Source organism: Aeribacillus composti (genome assembly GCF_007827555.1).
Classification (GTDB): Bacteria; Bacillota; Bacilli; order Bacillales; family Aeribacillaceae; genus Aeribacillus; species Aeribacillus composti.
Genome location: NZ_VISS01000005.1, coordinates 91,836 through 109,384 on the forward strand (window position 1 = coordinate 91,836; position 17,549 = coordinate 109,384).

Annotated in this window: 18 protein-coding genes; 10 read left to right on the forward strand and 8 right to left on the reverse strand. The window is 37.0% G+C overall.

The features are described 5' to 3' along the window. Positions 1 to 176 precede the first annotated feature (176 nt). The 3 genes from FB379_RS18550 to FB379_RS04220 form a co-directional block, all read right to left on the reverse strand. Positions 177 to 1,466 (reverse strand): globin-coupled sensor protein, encoded by a 1,290-nt coding sequence (locus FB379_RS18550; protein ID WP_199757325.1) that lies wholly within the window; start codon positions 1,464 to 1,466, stop codon positions 177 to 179. 709 nt (positions 1,467 to 2,175) lie between these two features. Further along, on the reverse strand, positions 2,176 to 2,382 hold the full coding sequence (locus FB379_RS04215; RefSeq protein ID WP_063387284.1) for a DUF1657 domain-containing protein: 207 nt from the start codon (positions 2,380 to 2,382) through the stop codon (positions 2,176 to 2,178). Positions 2,383 to 2,457: 75 nt separating this feature from the next. Continuing rightward, positions 2,458 to 2,673 (reverse strand): alpha/beta-type small acid-soluble spore protein, encoded by a 216-nt coding sequence (locus FB379_RS04220; protein ID WP_063387285.1) that lies wholly within the window; start codon positions 2,671 to 2,673, stop codon positions 2,458 to 2,460. Positions 2,674 to 2,922: 249 nt separating this feature from the next. On the opposite strand from FB379_RS04220, the gene FB379_RS04225 reads away from it, so the two are divergent. After that, on the forward strand, positions 2,923 to 3,168 hold the full coding sequence (locus tag FB379_RS04225) for a hypothetical protein (RefSeq protein WP_144597080.1): 246 nt from the start codon (positions 2,923 to 2,925) through the stop codon (positions 3,166 to 3,168). An 84-nt stretch (positions 3,169 to 3,252) separates the two neighbouring features. Here the strand turns inward: FB379_RS04225 and FB379_RS04230 are convergent, their stop codons facing one another. The 5 genes from FB379_RS04230 to FB379_RS04250 all read right to left on the reverse strand — a co-directional run bounded on the left by FB379_RS04230 (position 3,253) and on the right by FB379_RS04250 (position 8,469). Further along, positions 3,253 to 3,450 carry a hypothetical protein gene (locus tag FB379_RS04230; protein WP_144597082.1) on the reverse strand — a complete coding sequence of 66 codons (198 nt, stop codon included), beginning with the start codon at positions 3,448 to 3,450 and terminating at the stop codon, positions 3,253 to 3,255. A gap of 125 nt (positions 3,451 to 3,575) precedes the next feature. Continuing rightward, positions 3,576 to 4,619: a YheC/YheD family endospore coat-associated protein gene (locus FB379_RS04235; RefSeq protein WP_158640160.1), complete on the reverse strand. Its 1,044-nt coding sequence runs from the start codon at positions 4,617 to 4,619 to the stop codon at positions 3,576 to 3,578. Next, positions 4,609 to 5,961 carry a YheC/YheD family endospore coat-associated protein gene (locus FB379_RS04240; protein ID WP_144597086.1) on the reverse strand — a complete coding sequence of 451 codons (1,353 nt, stop codon included), beginning with the start codon at positions 5,959 to 5,961 and terminating at the stop codon, positions 4,609 to 4,611. Before FB379_RS04240 ends, FB379_RS04235 begins: the two co-directional genes overlap by 11 nt. After that, the gene (locus FB379_RS04245) at positions 5,945 to 7,054 is read right to left on the reverse strand and encodes a YheC/YheD family endospore coat-associated protein (protein WP_094244613.1); all 1,110 of its coding nucleotides are present in this window, start codon (positions 7,052 to 7,054) and stop codon (positions 5,945 to 5,947) included. Before FB379_RS04245 ends, FB379_RS04240 begins: the two co-directional genes overlap by 17 nt. Positions 7,055 to 7,107: 53 nt before the next feature. Continuing rightward, entirely contained in the window at positions 7,108 to 8,469 is a 1,362-nt protein-coding gene (locus tag FB379_RS04250; RefSeq protein WP_144597088.1) for a YheC/YheD family endospore coat-associated protein, read from the reverse strand. A 120-nt stretch (positions 8,470 to 8,589) separates the two neighbouring features. Here FB379_RS04250 and FB379_RS04255 point away from each other — a divergent pair, with 120 nt between their 5' ends. From FB379_RS04255 to FB379_RS04295, 9 genes are all read left to right on the forward strand, one after another. Next, the gene (locus FB379_RS04255) at positions 8,590 to 9,717 is read left to right on the forward strand and encodes a DUF445 domain-containing protein (RefSeq protein ID WP_158640161.1); all 1,128 of its coding nucleotides are present in this window, start codon (positions 8,590 to 8,592) and stop codon (positions 9,715 to 9,717) included. 108 nt (positions 9,718 to 9,825) lie between these two features. Continuing rightward, positions 9,826 to 11,451: a spore germination protein gene (locus tag FB379_RS04260; protein ID WP_130158436.1), complete on the forward strand. Its 1,626-nt coding sequence runs from the start codon at positions 9,826 to 9,828 to the stop codon at positions 11,449 to 11,451. A 24-nt stretch (positions 11,452 to 11,475) separates the two neighbouring features. After that, positions 11,476 to 11,709, forward strand: coding sequence for a hypothetical protein (locus tag FB379_RS04265; RefSeq protein ID WP_066248956.1), 234 nt, complete (start codon positions 11,476 to 11,478; stop codon positions 11,707 to 11,709). A gap of 15 nt (positions 11,710 to 11,724) precedes the next feature. After that, complete coding sequence (locus FB379_RS04270) at positions 11,725 to 12,834, forward strand: GerAB/ArcD/ProY family transporter (RefSeq protein ID WP_144597092.1); 1,110 nt, start codon at positions 11,725 to 11,727, stop codon at positions 12,832 to 12,834. Further along, a complete protein-coding gene (locus FB379_RS04275; RefSeq protein WP_066248952.1) occupies positions 12,831 to 14,033 on the forward strand; it encodes a Ger(x)C family spore germination protein in 1,203 nt (400 codons plus the stop codon). The genes FB379_RS04270 and FB379_RS04275 overlap by 4 nt, the downstream gene beginning before the upstream one ends. Before the next feature lie 119 nt (positions 14,034 to 14,152). Beyond that, a complete protein-coding gene (locus tag FB379_RS04280; RefSeq protein WP_066248950.1) occupies positions 14,153 to 14,503 on the forward strand; it encodes a YlbF family regulator in 351 nt (116 codons plus the stop codon). Between the two features lie 179 nt (positions 14,504 to 14,682). After that, the gene (locus FB379_RS04285) at positions 14,683 to 15,099 is read left to right on the forward strand and encodes a GreA/GreB family elongation factor (RefSeq protein WP_063387297.1); all 417 of its coding nucleotides are present in this window, start codon (positions 14,683 to 14,685) and stop codon (positions 15,097 to 15,099) included. Between the two features lie 176 nt (positions 15,100 to 15,275). Then, positions 15,276 to 16,505, forward strand: a complete 1,230-nt coding sequence (locus tag FB379_RS04290; RefSeq protein ID WP_144597094.1) for an ROK family transcriptional regulator — start codon at positions 15,276 to 15,278, stop codon at positions 16,503 to 16,505. A gap of 95 nt (positions 16,506 to 16,600) precedes the next feature. Beyond that, positions 16,601 to 17,464 carry a Cof-type HAD-IIB family hydrolase gene (locus tag FB379_RS04295; protein ID WP_144597096.1) on the forward strand — a complete coding sequence of 288 codons (864 nt, stop codon included), beginning with the start codon at positions 16,601 to 16,603 and terminating at the stop codon, positions 17,462 to 17,464. Positions 17,465 to 17,549: the final 85 nt, after the last annotated feature.

The window sequence follows — 17,549 nt, forward strand, 5'->3', positions numbered from 1 at the left end:
AAGGAAAAACATTTGCAACAAGCGGATTTGCCGACGGTACAGGCGGTATGGTGATTTATGAAGCAAACATCTCCCGGCCGCCCTCCTTTTCATCTATCTATTTATGGTTCAGTACCAATAAAAACCCCATCTCTCCTAAGTTCGGAATGATGGGGCTCAAGCGTCTGAAAAAGAATTTATATATGATTGGCCAGCTTTTTTAAATGTTCTGAAGTCTCATTGATTTGCGCAATGAAATTTGTTATATCATCAATGATTTCAGCAAAGTTTTCGAGTTCATTTTTCGTCTTTTCAGTTTGTTCTTTATTTTTGTCGAAGGCATACAAAATATTGTCGAAGAATTGGTTCATCTCTTTCATTCTTTGCGAACCATTGCTTGTAAGCTCTGTTACTTCCACAATAGATGAAGCGGTATCGTTAATTTTCGCTCTGATTTCCTCAATTAAATTGGAAACGCCAAGCACGGAATTTTTTGTTTCTTCCGCCAGCTTTCTCACTTCACTAGCAACAACAGCGAATCCTTTCCCGTATTCCCCTGCGCGCGCCGATTCAATTGCGGCATTTAAAGCCAGCAAGTTAGTTTGTTCAGCAATAGAAGTAACAATCGAGACGACATGATTAATTTTTTCAGAAGTTTGTTCAAGCGACTTTATTTTTAAAGCAATATCATCAGTCCGTTCTTTTATATTGACCATTAAACCGGAGTGAAAATTCAAGTCTTCTCTCCTTGAACTGACCTCTGCTTCGGTTGATGCCGCTGTTTCAAAACGATCAACTGCAATTAAGGCAAATTGTTTGGATCGTTCGTTAATTTTTTGTATAGCTGAATTGGCTGATTCAATAAGATCAGCGAGACGAATGGAGGTTTGGGCGATGTTTTCATGAAGCTCCTGTTTTTCCTTTTCGATTTTTTGCCGTCTTTTTAAATACTCCTCATTATATGCTTCCAGCACAATTTGCTGTTCAAAGTTTAACATTTTTGCAATGGTGACCACCGCTTTATGATAATCTTCCTTCGATGGACACGCTTTCGCAACAACGGAAAAAATAGATTTCTGTAATTGCTGGAATGAACTCATGTACCAAATCGTATCTAATCCAATGCGGACGTGGGCTACAGCAATCCGCTTCATTCTTGTTATATCTTCATCTGTTAAGGATCCGCTAAACATAAGCAGCACATGTTTTTTCAATCTTTCCTTCTGCTTTTCGATCGAGCTGTATTTATTAATTAAGTCAATCAAAAATTGTTCTTGATGGAGAGCATCATAAAATGCATCGATAATAAACTTTATGTTTTCTTCAATCGCATCTTTTAATATAAGAGTACAAATAAGATCATCCTTTGTTAGGCCAACCATCGCTAATTGTCTTTGATATTTTTCATCAGTCACTTCAAGTTTTACTTGTTGAAGATCTACTTGTTTTTCAAAAAGTGATGGAACTTGTTTTCTTTTTTTAAACATTGGTTGATTTCCCCTTCAAAATTCATTATTAGTGTCCACTGTATATATCGGCAGCTAAATAATAATTTTTTCGATTATTTTTTAATTTTTATTCTAATTTGTTAAATTTTATATTCAAAAATGAATGATGTTTTATAAAGGCGAAGATTTTAGTATGGTGTAAAACTCATATTCGCCGAAAAGCACATTCCGAGCAAATAACCTGTAGATGATGTTGCAACTGGCGGCATGAATCAAGAATTTTTTTATAATCGACAAAATGCGCGTGCAGTCAAGACTTCCATGATGACGCTTTCTTTAACAAAATGATCTTCAGTTTTTATTCCCTTCCCCCCGATATTTAGATATTTTAGCAAAAAGATGGAATATCTACCATAATTTTTTTGTTTTTTGAATATTAATTCGATTGTTTGGCAGTCTATCACAGTGTGATGATCTAACGGATATCTAAGGTTTTTATAGACGATTTATTACTGCAATTGTTTTTAGAAAGATCAGATTTTAAATGCTTATAACAACTGCTCGAACGAAATCAGGGAAACACGACACTTCGTGAGTGGATTTGAAAGTTGAAGAGAGGTGCGATTTTCCTGTAATGGAATGAAGCTTGGAAGGATTAGAATTAACAGAAATAGAAAGAGGAAGCTGAATTGGAAGGGTTCAAGCACAAAATGGGAAATATCAGGAGAGTGAATGGTCCTCTCCTGATTTATAGCTGTTTAAATTGCGGCTCTTCGTTTTGAATGTAATTTAGTCTCGCTTTTAAATGATCAAGCACTTCCTGTTGTTGTTTTGCAAGGTTTTGGTATAACTGCTTAGCTTGTTGATCTTCTGTTTCCAGTGCGAAGCTATGTAAGTTTGCAACCGCACTTTCACAGCTTGAAATAGTTTCCATCAATTTTGTACCAACTGTCATTTGAAAAACCTCCTTATTCTCAAATAAAAGGAGACACGGGTAGTGCCTCCATAGCCATGAATATAAATTTTTTAGTTATTGTTGTTGGAAACCGCCAATTTGTTGTTGAGCAAGTGCAACTAAACGCTTTGTGATTTCTCCACCAACAGATCCATTGGCACGGGAAGTTGTGTCTGGTCCGAGATTTACTCCGAATTCTGTTGCGATTTCGTATTTCATTTGTTCAAGCGCTTGTTGTGCACCAGGAACTAAAAGTTGGTTTGAGTTGTTGCTGCGGTTTTGTTGAGCCATAATTTTCAACTCCTTGTGAAATTTTTTTTGGCTGGGTTAGCTGGAGTTGCACCAGCGTGAATCAAAAGATTCACTGCCAAACTCGGCTTAACCCACCGGGATGTATGGTGTTCATTAAGTAGTATGAGTAGGATGTAAAAATCTATTCGAAATGAGAAATGGTAATTTCTGTTTTGTGTCGTTACTCTGTAAATCAGACTAGAAAGGGAACATTATACATAAATCAACAACAAATAAAGGAGTTTTCACATGCGAGCCTGTCCGTTATGCAATGGATTTCAGCAACTTCATAAGTATTGTTCCAAATGCGGAGGCATTTTATTGGATGCAGGGAAAATAACTGATTATTTAGATGACTACAGTGCTTATATGGAAATGGACTTGATGAAGCTTTTAGATGGAAAAAGAGATTCACTAAAAAATCATCAGTGTATACATCTTTTATATTGCAGCCAATGCCATGAAGAAGAGCATGCAATCATTCAGGAAACATAAAGAAAGGGGCCTTTTAAGCTTTATGCTCTGAATTCTTTTACAGCTAAAATTTAAAAAACCTGATGTGTTTTTCAAACATCAGGCTTACTTTTCGTTAATTTTCTCTATGTCAAATGGCGGTTCTTCTTCCTCGAGGTCCCTTGCTTCTTCAATATTGGTCGCATTGTAACGGTAGTGAACAGATCCTCCTGAAAGACCTTCATTAATCATTCTGTCAATGTCCATAAACGATTGATCACGACCTTCATATAGCGAATCTTTTACTTCCTTATCCTTATCCATAACCGTATTACCCTCCTTATTCACTGGAATTATTCATTAGGTTGCTCAGGAAAAGGTAAAATTATAAAAAGAATGTATGATATCATGGATGATTACAAAAATTTGTGCTTGTGCATCCGTTTTTATCAAGTTTTTTTGAAATCGATTCGATTTTTTGCTAAATGATGGAACAATTTGCTTAGCTGGACAATTCCGTTTTGGAATATGTCTTTTTCATCGAACACCATCGGTTTCGAATTAACCTCATAAATAAAAATATTTCCTTTTGTATCAATTCCAGCATCAATAGAAAATTCCCCAATGAATTGAAAACATTGAGAGAGTGTGCTGCCAATTTCATGGCAAATAGTTTCCAGTTTTTTTGTATCGACACGGTTTTTGACAAAGGAGAAGGGAAGGATAGTGCCTCCATGTACTACATGTGTTGTAATGTTTTTAGATGCGCGCACGCCAATTCCCGAAATAACATATTGGTTTTGACTGTAATGAACGAGAATGCGCAAGTCGTATTTCTGATTGTTAATCTGATCGGAGACGATCTCCTGCTGCATCATATACGGCTCGTTTAAAATGAAATGTTTTATTTCTTTCCAAATATTTTCCAATGGAGATTCATTTTTTATAGAATTTACCGTTTTGATAATGTAGTTATGTTTGGATTCGGCTGTTATTTTAATGATTCCTTTCCCTTGGCTTTGTCCAACAGGCTTTAAATAAACGGAGGGGTATTTTTCAAAAAATGTATAAAAATCTTGTTTCGATGTTACTAATTGCGATTCAGGTATGACAGGAAGAAGGTGCTTATTTTTTTGCAAACAAGTAATGACATCCCATTTATTAAAAAAATGTCTGTTGAAATATGGGATGTTTTTTTTGTTTAAAGAGCGGAAAACGAAATCTGTTTTTTGAACTGTATCGCGAAACGGATAGCGATTATAGACAACATCTGGATATAGAAACTTTTTTTTCAACCAGCGATTTTCGTTCGGTTCATATATATAGCCGACGATCGATTTTTCTTTCATGCCAGAAGGTGTAAAAACAAAGCTTGAACTGTGCTGCTCAGCCAAATGTCTTTGTATAGCTTTAAATAACGAAATGTTTCCATAAAAAGAACCGCTTCGATCGTTATCACCAGCTAAAATTCCGACGAGCATTTCATGGGGCATCATAGATCTCCTCAGTTGAAATTGTTTTTTTCATTAAATATTCGGCATATTGGAATGGAAAGCGCAATGTTTGCCGGTCTTCTTGCTGCAAATCTTTATGCATAAAAATGGAGCGGCCAGGCTTCGAGTTCGCTTCAAATAGCCATATGTTCCCGTTATTGTCGATGCCGATATCAAAACCGATTTCTCCGATTTCACCGTCCATTTTGCGATCAATTGCCTTGCTAATAGAAAGGGCCGCGGTGGAAAGTGAACGGTAAATGTCCTCTTTATTCAACGGCAATGATAATTCATGCAAAGATTTTATTGTTCCTCCGTTTTTTACGTGTGTTGTAGGATTTCCCTTTCCCGCCAATTTCGCAGCGATTGCACTGACAAGCCAGATTCCGTTTTCGTTCTTGTTTGTGTGCACACGGAAATCGACAGGATTTCCATTCGATTGAAGAAGAGAAATGCCTTGTTGAGCAATATATTGATCTAATGATCGCTGTGTAAAAAAACGCTGCAAAAAGTCTTCAATAGAAGAGAACAGCTTCAACTGGCCTTTTCCGTTCTCATCATAATAGCAGCAAAGAATTGATCCATTTTTCCGATTTTTCACCAGCTTAAATATTCCTAGGCCAAGGCTTCCGTTTTCAGGTTTTAAATAAATCGTTTGAAAGCGGTTAATCAGCTGTTCAATTGTTTTTATGGACGGAGCATGATATGTCTCCGGCAAGTAATGCCTTACTGTCCCATCTTTGGATAAAATATGATGGACATCCCATTTGTTGAAAAAGCCTGAGTTGAAAAGCGGAATTGAGCGCATAAATAAGTTTTTTTTCGCAGACTGAAAGTAGTCTGAGTTTTCTACCTTCCGATTTGGAAGACGATCATAGATGACATTTGGAAATGGAACGGTTATTTTTACCCATCCGGATTCATTGAATGAATAGCCTTCAATCATCTCTAAATCCCAATGAATTTGATGTATCCCAAATACAAAACAAAAAGCGCCTGTTGAACAGCCGTTGACCACTAATTTTGAAAAAAATATCGATCTGTCGCCCAATGGGCGCAAAAGGGATTTATAAAAACCTGCTGTGAAAATGCCGACAACGGGGCCTAAAAATAGCGTTTCACTATGGACTAAAGCTTTGATCCTAATATTTTTAGGTAAAAGCAGAGATTCGGCAATATCTTTTGAAATATAAATGCTTTGGCTGTCTTCGTCATGGAGAATAGAACGGCACGCTATTTTCCGTTTGCCGAAAGAGATCGATTCGATCGTTACATGGGAAAAAGAGCTAGGAAGCAAAACGGTTTGGTTTAGGTGGTCTGCCTGTTTAATTTGATAAATCATTTATTTCCACCCCGGTTTGTAGAGAGTGTTGCAAGTAGCGGGCATAGCGGACAGGAGCTTCGTACAGAACTGTTTTTCTCGCAGGATCTGTTTTTAAAACGACATTTCTCCCTGGTTTAGAATTAATATCTAGAATCCATATCGTTTCATTTTGCAAATCAATGCCGATGTCCACACCAAGCTCAAATAAAGGAGCAAAATTTTTTTCAATTTTTTGCGGAAGATGGTGAGCAAGCTGTTCGATTTGGTTATAAATATGGTTCAATCGCTGCCTTGGAATATCTTTTTCCCATTGTTCAAGGGAAACGACAGAACCGCCTTTTGACAAGTTGGATACATACGTATGTTTTTGACCGATTCGAATTCCTTTTCCTTGCATAATCCATTGACCGAACTCGTTTTTTTGAAATAAAATGCGCAAGTCAAATGGACGCTGCTGTTTGTCCTTTAAAGGGAGCAATCGTTGAAGAATGTATGAGTCAACTTGTCTCTTCGCAAGAAATGGTTTCAATTGATTGAAATGTTTCAAACGGACGATCCTTTGATTCGCTCCAATGAAAAAGTATAGAAATAGCGTCTCCTTTTCCTTTTTAATTACAAGCACTCCTTTTCCTGAACTGCCGTGAATTGGTTTTAAGATACATTCCTCATATGATTGCAAAAATGTATAAACTTGATCGGGATGTTGGAAATATTCTGTTTCAGGAAGATATTGATAAATGAATGGATCAGTTTTTAATGTTTTATATTGTTTCCATTTATCTGGGAATCCGTAGCCTAGAAAAGAAACATTTTGTTGTATTTTTAATTTTTGAACGGCTTTTTTGTTTTGAATGGAAGCAGCATCTTTGCCATAAAAACAGCGGTCATAAATATAATGTGGAAGCTGAAAAGTACTTCGCTCCCATTTATTAGATGTCAAATTGAATGTAAATCCCGTTAACGTACCATTTGCGAATTGTACGTCCAACGGGCGAAACATAATACATTTCATATTCAATTTTTTTGCCGCTTTTGAAATATTTTTAAAATAGGCTGCTTCATGAAAATATTTATTGACTAAAAATCCGAAAGACAAAAGAGGTTCTGCCACAAATATCCGCCTGCCTCCGTTTATCTATATTTACCCAATTATTATATGAATCGTTATGAAACATCATAACCGCTTATCAAGAAACAATAACGGATGATTGCTTTGGCAGACGGACGAATGGAAGGATTGAGAGAGTATTCAATATTTTTGGATGGCTTTGTATTGACTTCTAAAATCCATGGTTTCTGATCCTCACTTACAGCCATATCAATTCCAAATTCCCCGTATTCTCCCTCCACGTTCATTTCAACTGTTTTGGCGGCTTCCAGTGCTATTTCTGAAAGAATGCTGCAAAGATGTAAACAAGTGCTTTTGTCAAAAATGTCAGATAAGATTTTTTTTATTTTATACAGCTCTCCGCCTTTAGCTAAATTGCTAACAAATTGATCTTTAGCGGAAAGGCGGGCGACAGAAGAGGTTATTTTCCAGCCCTGATGATTGATTTTATGGCATAGAAACCTGAAATCAAGCGGTCGATTATCCAATTTGATTGTGTCGATTGTCTGCTGAATAATATGCGGTTCTCTTTTGAGATATGGAAAGAGATGTTTATACATTTCCTGAAAGGAATGAAAAATAATTGGCTGCTCGCTTTTACCGGGATGGGTAAAGTATATTTCGAAAAGATCGTTTTTATTTTTCAAGCGAATAATTCTTCTCCCTTGACTGCCGTTAATCGGTTTAATAAATACGTCTTGAAAATCATTTACAAACACTTGCAAATCTGATTTTTTTGTTAAAAGCATCGTTTTTGGAAGATAGGGAAGAAGATGCTGGTTGGACGCAAAAATTTTATGAATTTCCCATTTGTTTAAGTAGCGGTGGTTAAACACCGGTATATCGTTTGCAGCTGCAAATTGCAAAAACTTCAAATATTTTTGAGAATACTCTAATTTTCTTGATCGAATCCGATTATAAATCACGTCAGGACAAGGAATGGTTTCCTTTTTCCAATTTTGATGAGATAAATGAAACCCTTTCTTCTGATTTTGCTGCAGATCAGTTAATGTTGAAATACAAAAAAATGCGCCAATTTCCGCACAGTAATTCGCCATCTCTTTACAAAAATCATCAATATTTCCAAACAGGATTTTTTCATCGTCCTGAATAGAATCAATCAATACACAAATGACCGGTCCGAGTTTGAAGGTGTTGGTGAATTTATCATACTGAAGACGAAGCGTTAAAGATTTTATAGGAAGATGAAGAGCGTTGTAAATCTCTTCACTGGCATAAAGAACGATTTTTTCGTTTCGGATGAAGGAGGCTTTTGTTTTAACTGTTTCTTGGCCGCAATGTAAGGAAAACGTTTGGATCAGTGGAAGGGTCAAAGCTTTTTGCAAAGAATCGCTTATTTCCATATAGAAACCGTTTTTTTCTTCGAGTGGAAGCATCAAAATTTTTGTTTCTGCCATTTGAATTACCCCGTTTGCTTACAAATGTTAACCGATTTATAATATTAACTTAGGTAAATCATGCTATGATATCGTATGTCTGGCAGTTGATCTTGTGAATAAACAGTGAGGAAGATGCAAATGGAATTTATATTAACATCAGCTATGATGGTCGTAATTAGTGCATTTATTGGCGGTGTTACGAATTACATTGCCATTAAAATGCTTTTTCGCCCATATAGACCAATCTATTTGTTTGGAAAAAAGCTTCCCTTTACGCCAGGCCTTATTCCGAAACGCCGGGATGAGCTGGCTAGGCAGCTAGGAAAAATGGTGATCGAGCATTTAGTTACACCAGAAGGAATCAAAAAGAAAATGGAGGAGGTCTCCTTCCAGCAGAAAATACAATCATTCCTGCTTCAATCGATAGATGCTTGGCTTGCCAAACAAAAAACTTTAACGGAATTACTGGAAGAGTATGGAGTGTCCAACAGCAAGGAAATGATTACCACCCGACTTGAACGAGCGATTGAAAAAAGCATACTTCATTTTTTCAATACAGATCAAAAAGTCAGTCAGTTTTTGCCGCAAGAATGGAAGAAGAACATCGAATTGCAAATTCCTAATCTTGCAGAATGGATTGCAATGAAAGGCGTTCAATATGTTGAAAGTGATGAAGGGAAACAAGCGCTGCAAAGAATGATCGATGACTTTCTTCAACAAAAAGGAACGTTTGGCGGCATGATTCAAATGTTTTTAGGGAACTTGAATATCGCAGATAAAATTCAATTAGAAGCAGCAAAGTTTTTTCGTCATCAAGGAACGATTGATCTGATTGCTTCCATTCTTTTTAAAGAATGGAGCCGATTGCTTGATATGCCGGTTTCTGAGGTTACAAGCAGGATGGACAAAGACAAGACAAGCTTGTCCATTGCAAAACTTATTTCGGAAAAAATACGTATCTACGAAACATTGGATAAACCAATTTCAGAGCTTATCCAGCCGTATAAACAAGCAATTACGGAAAAAATGCTGCCAGCTGTCATTTCCAGCTCTGTTCTTTATTTGCAAAACAGTGTGGAACAGATTATGAAAGCTTTCGATATCGATGAAATTGTGACGGAACAGGTAGAATCCTTCTCGGTTGAACGTCTCGAAGAAGTTGTACTGACTATTTCCAAAAGGGAATTTAAAATGATTACCTACTTAGGCGCTCTCCTTGGTGGTATAATCGGGTTCGTACAATCGATTATCATTCTGTTTATTTAATCCCATGAAAACAGGCAAACCGCCTGCTTCATGGGATTTTTTACATATTAAAAGAACAATTGGGCACTTTACAAGTAAAAGGTTCAAAAACCGTTAGGGGGATTCGGCATGAGTTTTTTAAAATTTTTTAAGAAATCGATCGATAAAAAGTCATTTGAACAGCTATTAGCAGACAAGGAAAAGCAAGATAGCAGCGAGCAACCGCAAAGCAAAGAAACGATCAAACGCAGCTTGCATGAAAACTTAAAAAAAATTAGAGAAGCATTTGGCAACAGCAGCGACATTGTTACAAGGGAAATAAGAATAGGAAGACAAGGGGAAATCCGCGTCGGGATTATTTATACGGACGGTTTGATTAACAGTGAAGCGAATCATAATTTTGTTATGGAATCGTTAATGTTTGAATTGAGAAGAAATGAAGTGGATCTGAAAGATCTGGCAGGTTTGACGCTGCTCAATTATATAAAAGAAATGGTCTTGACCGTCGGTTCGATTGAAGATGTGCATGATTTCAACGTTATCACGAATGCTGTTCTGTCTGGAAAAGTTGTTTTATTATTCGATGGATACGAACAAGGCTTTGCCGTTGAAATGAAAGGCGGAAAGGAGAGGGGAGTCCAAGAGACAACAACTGAAACAACTATTCGCGGTCCTCGGGAAGGATTTACGGAAAATTTGCGTGTCAATACTTCCCTTATTCGCAGAAAGATAAAAGACCATCGTTTATGGATTGAATCAAAAAAAGTCGGAAAAGTAACAAAAACGGAAGTCAGCATTATGTATATTAAAGGGATTGTGAGAGAAGAAGTGGTGCAGGAGGTCAGAAGCAGAATTGAACAAATTGATATTGATGGAATATTAGAGAGCGGTTATATCGAAGAGCTGATTCAAGATGACTCATACACGCCATTTCCAACTATTTATAATACGGAACGTCCTGATATCGTGGCAGGACATCTTCTCGAAGGCCGCGTAGCCATTTTAGTGGACGGCACTCCTTTCGTTTTAACTGTACCGTCAATTTTTGTGCAATTTCTGCAATCCCCTGAAGATTATTATCAACGCGCAGATATAAGTTCATTAATTCGTTTTCTCCGTTTTTTCGGTTTTTTCACTGCGCTCCTTGCACCGTCTCTTTATGTTGCTATTACAACTTTTCATCAGGAAATGCTGCCGACACAGCTTTTGATCAGTCTTGCCGCCCAAAGGGAAGGCGTTCCGTTTCCCGCATTTATTGAAGCATTTCTAATGGAAATTATGCTTGAAATTTTAAGGGAAGCAGGACTTCGAATGCCAAGAGCTATCGGACAAGCCGTTTCAATTGTTGGAACATTAGTTGTCGGGACGGCAGCAGTAGACGCGGGAATTGTTTCCGCCGCAATGGTAATTGTTGTAGCATTTACAGCTATCTCAAGTTTTATGGTCAGCTCGTATGACCTAGCGATCACCGTGCGGATGTTACGATTTGTTTTTATGGGGCTTGCCGCATCTTTCGGTTTGTTCGGAATTATCCTTGGATTGGTGGCGCTTGTTCTTCATTTGAGCAGTCTTCGTTCATTTGGCGTCCCTTATTTAAGTCCAATGGCTCCGTTTACGCTGGCAGATCAAAAGGACGTTTTTATTCGTCTGCCCCGCCGTCTGCTTATTTTTCGACCACGAGTTTTTAGTTCACAGCAAAATACGAAAAGAGAGAAATCACTTTTTCAAAACGAAAATCAACGAAAGAAGAAATAGATTACCTAAAGGGGTATTAAATGAATGTGGAACATAATCGGCATTCTTTTCGTTTCTGCATGTATTTTTATAATCGAAGCTCTGCTGCTATTAAAACATAAGCTCTGGAAGGATTTTATTGTGTTTATCATTTTTCTTTTTTTAGGAACAGGATTAAGTATTGCCAGATGCATTAATTTTCCTATTCCAAATCCGATTGAATTGCTCACATGGATCTACCAGCCGCTAAGCGAAGCAGTGAACAAAATATTTCAATAAGAGGTTGGTGAAGGTATGTTAGACAACGGGAAAATAACAGCAAATCAATATAAAATGTTAGTTTTATTATTTACGATTGGAAGTTCAATTCTCGTTGCTCCTACTGCATTAGTGAATGATGCGAAACAGGATGCTTGGATAGCAATCATTTTTACGGTCATCATCTCCATTCTTTTAGTGCTTATGTACATTAAAATATATTCAATTTTTCCAAATATGACTCTTGTAGAAATATGCGAGCTTTTGCTCGGAAAATGGATTGGAAAATTCGCGGTTGCATTATTTCTCATGTATGCTTTTATTTTATCCGGTGAATTGCTCAGGGAAATCGGCGATTTTACAACTACTCAAATGATGCCTGATACACCGATCGATGCTATCCATATTGTTTTTATGGGAGTCGTTGTTATGGCAACCCTTTTAGGATTAGAAGTGATTGGACGTTCTTCAGAAATCATTTCATTATGGCTATTCATCCTTTTAGCAATCTATTTCATCGCGATTTTGCCTCAAATCAAAATAGGAAACCTGCAACCGATATTGGGAGAAGGAATGAAACCGATTTTATTTGGGTTTTATCATTTTATTAGTCTGCCGTATTTAGAATTAATCGTTTTTTTAATGATTGCTCCCTTTGTCAATCATCAAAAAGGAGCAGAAAAAGGATTTTTAGTAGGCGTTATAATTGGAGGAATCCTGCTTACATTTGTTGTCATGTTTTCTATTCTTGTTTTAGGTGTCGAAAATACAGCCAGACAAATATATCCGAGCTATGCCCTGGCAAGAAAAATTGAAATAGGAAAATTTTTTCAACGCGTAGAGGTTATTATGGCGGGAATTTGGTTTTTATCTATTTTTTATAAGCTAACCATCAGTTTTTATGCTTTTGTTTTAGGTCTCTCTCAACTATTTAAAATAAAAGATTATCGTTCGATTACTCTTCCTATTTCTATGATGCTGATTGTGTATGCGATCGCCTTCCATCCGAACATCGTTCACTTTTTTGAGTTTGTACATAATATTTGGCCTTTGTACTCTTTAACGATCGGGTTTCTTTTTCCTCTCATCCTGTTGGGTACAGCTCTAATGAAAAAACGTCAGCGTCATGTGAGGGGAAATAGATGAATAAGCGGTTGACAAGTCTTTTATTCATATTGGCGTCCATCATGTTGCTGGCAGGCTGCTGGGATCGGAGGGAGTTAAATGACATCGCAATCGTTTCAGCATTAGGAATAGACAAAGTAGATGATGAATTACTTGTAACGATACAAGTGATCAACCCGGGACAGGTAGCAACTGTAAAACAAGGGGGAATAACAAAAGCTCCTGTTAGAACATTCCAGTCGAAAGCGCGTACATTGTCTGAGGCGATGAGAAAAGTGACAACTTTCTCGCCAAGAGCCGTTTATTCAAGTCATCTCCGCATGTTGATTATTGGAGAGGATTTAGCAAAAGAAGGAATGGGGGAAATTATTGATTATGTAGTAAGGGGGAAAGAATTTCGGACAGATTTTTATCTCTCTATCGCTAAAAACACTAGAGCTGAAAACATTTTAAAAGTACTTAGCCAGCTGGAGACAATTCCCGCACATAAATTAAGTTCTTCATTAAAGTTATCTGAAAAATCATGGGGGCCTATCGAAACAATAGAAATCAATCAATTTGTCAACGAGTTAGTTTATAAAGGCATTGAACCTCATGTGATAGGTGTAGAAATAATAGGCAATCCTGAAGCTGGAGAAAAAATAGAAAATGTTGAAAAAACAAAAGCTGATGCGTATCTCAAATTTGGCAGTGTAGCTATCATGAGAAAAGATAAGTTAGTTGACTGGTTAACGGAGAAGGAAAGCAATGGTCTCCATTATGCATTAGGAAAAGTGCAAAGAGCAGTCATTAATGTGCCATGCAAAGAGAAGAAGGTGGCAATTGAAACGATCCGAACAAACAGCAAGATTCAAACAAAAGTTGACGGTCATCAGTTTAAAGGCACCGTTCAGCTGCATATAGATGGGGCGGTAGCCGAGGTTCAATGCGAACGAATGGATTTGGAGAAAATAGAAACGATAAACCTTTTGCAGAAAAAAGCTGAGGAAAAGGTTAAAAAAGATATTCTGACAGCTATTCAAGCTTCCCAGAAAAAATATGAAGTAGATATTTTTGGATTTGGAGAAGCCCTTCATCGCAGCCATCCGTCGATTTGGCATAAAGTTAAAAAAGATTGGCACTCTCATTTTAAAGATATACAGGTTCATGTGGATGTTGACGTAAAGCTAAGGAGAATCGGCACAATTAATAACTCTCCTCTTCATGAAATGAAACCGTAGCTTCCCGAACTTCTAAAAAATTCCTCAGGGTGTAAGGGAATTTTAAAACTTTTTTGACAGGCGGCCTTGTCATCCTTTATATTAGCTAAAAGGGCTCGCGGAGCGAGGAGGGATTAGGAGTGTCTAATATTTTATATAATTCCGCGTACGATTTGAAAAAAGCATTAGAACAAAGCAAGGAATATATTCAATTAAAAAAATTGTATGATGATGTCCAACACGATGAATCAGCGAAAAACATTTTCCACAACTTTCGCAGCACTCAATTAAACCTGCATGAAAAACAAGTAACCGGAAAAGAAATTACTGAAGAAGAAATTATTCATGCAGAAAAATGCGTTCAATTAGTACAGCAAAACGGCAAGATTGCTGCATTGTTGAAAGCAGAGGAAAGCATGAATATGCTTTTACAGAGGATAACCAGCATTATTTTGGAGCCGCTTGATGAGCTTTATAAAAAAAGTGAATAGTAAAAGAAAAGAATATCAAATCAAGGATTTTATTGAAAAAAGTAAAATATTTGGTAGTCTAGAGTGAGATGTACTTTTTGTGCATCTCTTTTTTCATTTTCAAAATTGGAGGGAACAGATCATGAATCAAAGACTCATTTTCCATTTTTTTATTAAAGAAAAAGGAGGTGGCATATTTTATGAGCCATAGTACGCTATCCAGCTTAAAAACGGCATTGCGAGAACAATTAACGCTTTTTCAGAAACAACAAAATGACAGAACTTCTCCAATCGGCCGATTTTATATGAATAATCAAAAAAAGTTTTTGCAATATGTAAGGGAATTGGAACAGCTTTTTAATCAAGAAGATGAAGATATTTTCACAAAAGTTTTTATTGGGGCGACAGTGAAAATTGTATATTTGGAAGAAGAGGATGAAGAAACATATACAATCTGTTTTCCTGAAGAAGCTGATCCTGACCAAGGGAAAATTTCATTTTTATCTCCCATCGGTAATCAGCTGCTGCTTGAAATGAGAGGAAATTCGATTGATTTAGACATACCTGGAGGAAAAACAGCTGTTAAAATTTCTGAAATCCATTATTTAGAAAAATAAATTATGAAAAAATGAAAGGGGAAAAATCCCCTTTCATACTCTTAATTCATTTCCTCTTTCAGCATCGAGCTGTAGGAATTTCTAATAAAATATTACTTGCGAAAACCTTGATTCATTGAGATACTAAAATGTAAGGGTTTACATTACGAGCCTCTGTATATTTCGGGGTGGTTGTCATGAAAGATGAAAAAATTGTCGGCAGTTTCCAATTAATGAAATCATTGAATAAATCTTTAATTCTTAATACAATTCGGACACACGGATCGATTTCAAGATCTGACATTGCGAAAGAAACAAAATTAACACCTCCGACAGTCACAAATATTGTAAATGAATTGTTGGAAGAAGGATTGGTAAAAGAGTGGCAGACCGGATCTTCCAGCGGGGGAAGAAAACCCATTTTGCTGAAAATCAACTCATCAAATTTTTATGTTTTCGGTATTGATATCAGCCCGAGGGAAATCCGATTTGCCATCACGGATTTAAACGCTCAAACACTTTTATATAAAACAATCACGATGAAAGAAGAGATGACGAGTTCACGTTTGTTCCAAATGATTGCTAAACAGCTTTACATTATGATGGATGAAGCTTGTATAGAATTAAAAAAATTTGTAGGAATTGGCATCGGTATTCATGGCAGGATTGACGCAGATGAATGTTCAAGCGGTTTTGCTCCCCAATTGCAGCATCGAAATGTACCGTTAAAAAAAGAGCTTGAAAAAGAATTTCGTCTTCCTGTCAAAATTGAAAATGATGTTCGTGCCATGGCAATAGGCGAAAACTGGTTTGGCAGCGGGGTGGGAATTAGCAATCTTGTATGCATTAAGATCAGTCATGGAGTTGGGGCAGGTTTTATTTTAAATAAGAAGCTGTTTCATGGAACGAACGGACTAGCGGGTGAAATCGGCCATATGTTTATAGAAAGCAGCGGTTTGAAATGTTCGTGTGGGAATGACGGATGTTTAGAGGCGCTTGTTGGGTCTGAAGGGATTAAACAGCGTACATTAAACAAAATATCGCTTGGGTATAAAACGAAATTAATAGAACGGACAAACGGAATGATAGAAAATGTGAACGGACAACTGATTTATGAGGCTGCATTAGAAGGAGACCTGCTTGCTAAAGACATATTAGAGGAGACTGGCAGGTATTTAGGAATTGCCATCATGAACATTATCCATTTATTCAATCCAGAGCGGATTATTATTGGGGGCGGATTGGCAAAGGCAAAGAATTTTATTTTAACTCCGATTCAAGAAGTGGTTGAACAAAGAGCTTTGACAGAGCAAGCGAAAAAAACAGAAATTGTGTTGTCAAAGCTGGGAGATCAAGCGACGGTCATTGGCGCTGTTGCCCTAGTGCTAAATGAAATGTTTTCTGTTCAATACGAATCGGTGTCATAATGTTTCCCCTTCCTTTAGTACACAAAAGTTCTAATTTGTCTCACAAGGACATATTTTCATAATAGAATTTAACAACAAGAGAAGGGGGACAACACATGCTCTACCGCTTGCTTGCCTTAAATATCGACGGAACGCTCCTCCGTTCAAATGGACGCCTTCAGCATTCTACGAAGGATGCGATAGAATTTGTTCAAAAAAAGGATGTATATATTACTTTGGTGACGAACCGCCATTTTCAATCGGCAAAAAAAGTTGCAAAGGCGCTCAAAATAGACAGCCACTTAATTACTCATGGGGGAGCGTTCATCGGAAACCGTTTAGATGAACCTCTATATGTGAAGCGAATTTCAGAAGAAAAAACATTTAATATTGTGCAAGTGCTCGAATATTTTAATTGTAATATTCGAATCATTCATGAGCGTTTTTCGATCGGCAACCGGAAAAAAATCTCTTCAAATCTTGTAAGCAAAATGCTATTGAATTCGTCAGATCCGCTTTTTTATCCAATACAATTTGTAGAATCTCTTGCTGATGCGTTAATTGATGAGCCAGTAGCTGCCCCAAAAATTGATGTATATTTTGATACGAAGGAGGAATTGAAAGAGGCGGAAAAAACGATACTTGATTCTTTTTATGATGTAGATGTGATCAAGGTTCATGACGGAAAAATTGAAATTGTTCCAAAGGGAATATCTAAACTGAATGGCTTGCAGGTACTTGGCAATCATTTAGGCATTAAGCTGGATGAAATGGTCGCAATCGGCGACGGCCTTGACGACTTGGATATGATCCAGCAGACAGGTTTGGGGGTTGCGATGGGGAATGCTCCGTTTGAAGTAAAACGGGCAGCAGACTGGATCACGAGGTCGAATGATGAACAAGGCGTTTCATATATGGTAAAAGAGCATTTCCGAAAACAATACCCAATTAAATTTTTAAATAAAATTAAAAACAGATAAAAAACATCCGCTTCTTAGGATGTTTTTTTCGTATTGACTGAAAAAATCCCCTTTAGTACACTATAAGGAGTTTTATTCTATTCGA

Excerpts from the sequence above, each read along its gene's own strand:
- FB379_RS04255 (WP_158640161.1), top strand. The coding sequence starts at position 8,590 with ATGGAATTTATATTAACATCAGCTATGATGGTCGTAATTAGTGCATTT.
- FB379_RS04270 (WP_144597092.1), top strand. The coding sequence starts at position 11,725 with ATGTTAGACAACGGGAAAATAACAGCAAATCAATATAAAATGTTAGTT.
- FB379_RS04265 (WP_066248956.1), top strand. The coding sequence starts at position 11,476 with ATGTGGAACATAATCGGCATTCTTTTCGTTTCTGCATGTATTTTTATA.
- FB379_RS04275 (WP_066248952.1), top strand. The coding sequence starts at position 12,831 with ATGAATAAGCGGTTGACAAGTCTTTTATTCATATTGGCGTCCATCATG.
- FB379_RS04240 (WP_144597086.1), bottom strand. The coding sequence starts at position 5,961 with ATGATTTATCAAATTAAACAGGCAGACCACCTAAACCAAACCGTTTTG.
- FB379_RS04285 (WP_063387297.1), top strand. The coding sequence starts at position 14,683 with ATGAGCCATAGTACGCTATCCAGCTTAAAAACGGCATTGCGAGAACAA.
- FB379_RS04290 (WP_144597094.1), top strand. The coding sequence starts at position 15,276 with ATGAAAGATGAAAAAATTGTCGGCAGTTTCCAATTAATGAAATCATTG.
- FB379_RS04230 (WP_144597082.1), bottom strand. The coding sequence starts at position 3,450 with ATGGATAAGGATAAGGAAGTAAAAGATTCGCTATATGAAGGTCGTGAT.
- FB379_RS04295 (WP_144597096.1), top strand. The coding sequence starts at position 16,601 with ATGCTCTACCGCTTGCTTGCCTTAAATATCGACGGAACGCTCCTCCGT.
- FB379_RS04260 (WP_130158436.1), top strand. The coding sequence starts at position 9,826 with ATGAGTTTTTTAAAATTTTTTAAGAAATCGATCGATAAAAAGTCATTT.
- FB379_RS04225 (WP_144597080.1), top strand. The coding sequence starts at position 2,923 with ATGCGAGCCTGTCCGTTATGCAATGGATTTCAGCAACTTCATAAGTAT.
- FB379_RS04235 (WP_158640160.1), bottom strand. The coding sequence starts at position 4,619 with ATGCCCCATGAAATGCTCGTCGGAATTTTAGCTGGTGATAACGATCGA.
- FB379_RS04250 (WP_144597088.1), bottom strand. The coding sequence starts at position 8,469 with ATGGCAGAAACAAAAATTTTGATGCTTCCACTCGAAGAAAAAAACGGT.
- FB379_RS04220 (WP_063387285.1), bottom strand. The coding sequence starts at position 2,673 with ATGGCTCAACAAAACCGCAGCAACAACTCAAACCAACTTTTAGTTCCT.
- FB379_RS04215 (WP_063387284.1), bottom strand. The coding sequence starts at position 2,382 with ATGACAGTTGGTACAAAATTGATGGAAACTATTTCAAGCTGTGAAAGT.
- FB379_RS18550 (WP_199757325.1), bottom strand. The coding sequence starts at position 1,466 with ATGTTTAAAAAAAGAAAACAAGTTCCATCACTTTTTGAAAAACAAGTA.